Source organism: Streptococcus oralis, assembly GCF_001579175.1.
Taxonomy (GTDB): domain Bacteria; phylum Bacillota; class Bacilli; order Lactobacillales; family Streptococcaceae; genus Streptococcus; species Streptococcus oralis_O.
The window spans coordinates 175,268-178,119 of the sequence record NZ_KQ970760.1; the positions used below are offsets into that span (position 1 = coordinate 175,268).

Sequence of the window (2,852 nt, forward strand, 5' to 3'; positions counted from 1 at the left end):
ACAACCTTCAAAAGAATTAAAAGCAGTTGATTTTTCTACAGAATCCTTGCCTCAAAGTCAGTCTGGTCGTGTAAAGAATGAAGGTGTGACGGCTGAATCGAGTCTGACTATGACTTCTGTAGCCTTGACAGAAAAGCAAAGTGAAGAAAAACGGAAGAAATTAGAGGCCTTGTCTGCTGAGATTGGGCAATTTCTAGCTCAAGCGCAGGGGCTTCCAAACTCGGATGAGGCGATTACGAAGGCTAGTCTAGCGAAGAATGAGATAGCAGAAGCCTTGAAAGGGGAGGCTTCTGACCTTGCCACTATCCTACAAAAAGCTACAGAAGCTCGAAACAGTATTGCAAATGCTGTGTTACGTGCCAACTCTGGACTTCGTGACAGCAGAAATGGACAAGTTCTGACCAAAGCTTCAAATACCGCTAGCTTCAGAGCTGCTAGGGATATTGAGAAGCCAGAACTTCAGAAAATAACGGTTACAGGTGGCGCAGTTCTAGAAGGACAAAAATTTAAAATTTATCGAGAAGAAAATTTTTCTGCGACCATTGAGTTTACTGATAACAGTGGTCGAATTGAACATGCAAAATTTGTCCCTACTGCTGTTCCCGCGGCCTATCCGGCTACTTCAACTGTTGTCTCATTCACTACGAGTAATGGTCAAAGTATCAGAATGATTGTTCCGACAGATAGGCTAGCGAAGGATGGAAATGCGACAACAACCAATCCTTTCACCGTTTCAATCACGGGTTCTGTTGGAAAAAATCAAGCAGTAAATAGTTTGTGGACCCGTTATGTTTTCACCTATGATCAGGAAGGTAATTTTAGCGGAAATACGACTGACGTAGGTCTTGTAAAAGATTTAACAGCCAACCCTGCCGCAATTCAATTTGAAGTCCATGCTCAGTCTGAAAAGTACGAACCAGCTATCAATGCTGAGGTGAATCGAAACTTTACTCTTACGACAAATTCGGGAACAATCTCTGTTGGTGAAGCCAGTCAGTACATCACGAATGCTACAGGGACGCCAGAATTACCTACTACAGGAATTACTAAGGGAACTAGAACAACCTATACTTGGAAATCTGGAACCAATACAGATTTACCAGCTGGTCGTCATCAGTTAACAGCCGTGGTGACATATCCAGATGGAAGTACGGATGAAATTGACGTGAGCTTTACTGTGCGTCCTCAGACGCCAAGGATAGAGAATCAATATCTTAACGAAAAAGGTGGGCTCTCAAATCAAGCGATTACGGTAGATGGGGTTGCTCCAGGTGGGACAGTTACTTTAACAATTGCAGGTGAAACATTTACCAAACAGACAACGGGGAGTTCTACCAGTGTAACCTTTACTGCAACAGACTTGAAGAAAGTATATGATCGCAATGGAGGACGACTTCCTAGTGGACCGGTGACTGCAAGTACGACAGTAGATGGTTTGGTTTCAGATGTGTTTAATGGGCAAATTACGCCAAATCAAGCGTCGATTTCAGCAAGTAATAGCCAGTCTGCCTCAGTAAGCTCAAGCCAATCCGCTTCAGTAAGCTCGAGCCAATCCGCTTCAGCCAGCGCTAGTCGATCAGCATCGGTAAGTTCAAGCCAGTCAGCCTCAGCGAGCGCAAGCCAATCCGCTTCAGTAAGTGCAAGTCAGTCAGCGTCTGCAAGCTCGAGTCAATCAGCCTCAGCGAGCGCAAGCCAATCAGCGTCAGTGAGCTCAAGTCAATCCGCGTCTGTAAGCTCAAGCGAATCAGCTTCAGCGAGTTCGAGTGAATCTGCATCTGTAAGCTCGAGTCAGTCTGCATCAGTAAGTTCGAGCCAATCAGCGTCAGTGAGCTCAAGTCAATCCGCGTCTGTAAGCGCAAGCGAATCCGCTTCAGCGAGCGCAAGCCAATCAGCCTCAGTCAGCTCGAGCCAGTCAGTCTCAGTAAGCGCTAGTCAGTCCGCTTCATTGAGCGTTAGTCAATCTGCATCGGCAAGTGCAAGTGAATCAGCATCAGTAAGCTCCAGCCAGTCAGCCTCAGCGAGCGCAAGCCAATCCGCTTCAGTAAGCTCGAGCCAATCCGCTTCAGCCAGCGCTAGTCAGTCTGCATCGGTCAGCTCCAGCGAATCCGCTTCAGCTAGCTCGAGCCAGTCTGCATCGATCAGCTCAAGCGAATCCGCTTCAGCCAGCGCTAGTCAGTCAGCGTCTGTAAGCTCCAGCCAATCCGCTTCAGTAAGTGCAAGTCAGTCTGCATCAGTAAGTTCGAGCCAATCAGCTTCAGTGAGCTCCAGTCAATCCGCGTCTGTAAGCTCCAGCCAATCTGTATCTATAAGCTCGAGCCAGTCCGCGTCAGTGAGTGCAAGTCAATCGGCTTCAGTAAGTGCCAGCCAGTCCGCTTCAGCGAGCGCAAGCCAATCAGCCTCAGTGAGTTCGAGTGAGTCTGCTTCAGCAAGTGCGAGTCGATCAGCATCGGTGAGTTCGAGCCAATCAGCCTCAGTGAGTTCGAGTGAGTCTGCTTCGGTGAGCGCAAGTGAGTCAGCATCTGTGAGTGCAAGTCAATCGGCTTCAGTAAGTGCCAGCCAGTCCGCGTCAGTGAGTGCAAGTCAATCAGCCTCAGTGAGTTCGAGTGAGTCTGCTTCAACGAGTGCCAGTCAGTCTGCATCTGCAAGTTCAAGTGAGTCAGCGTCTGCAAGCTCGAGCCAGTCCGCTTCAGCGAGCGCAAGCCAATCAGCCTCAGTAAGTTCGAGTGAGTCTGCATCTGTAAGCTTGAGTCAATCCGCTTCAGCGAGTGCTAGTCGATCAGCCTCTGTAAGCACAAGTCAATCAGCTTCAGTGAGCTCCAGTCAATCCGCGTCAGTCAGCTCAAGTGAATCGG

General features: G+C 48.5%; 1 protein-coding gene. It reads left to right on the top strand.

Going from position 1 to position 2,852, the window contains the following annotated elements; genetic code table 11:
- Positions 1-2,852 (top strand): sialoglycan-binding domain-containing protein (locus tag SORDD24_RS05160; protein WP_269139590.1); only part of this gene is annotated, 2,852 nt, incomplete at both ends.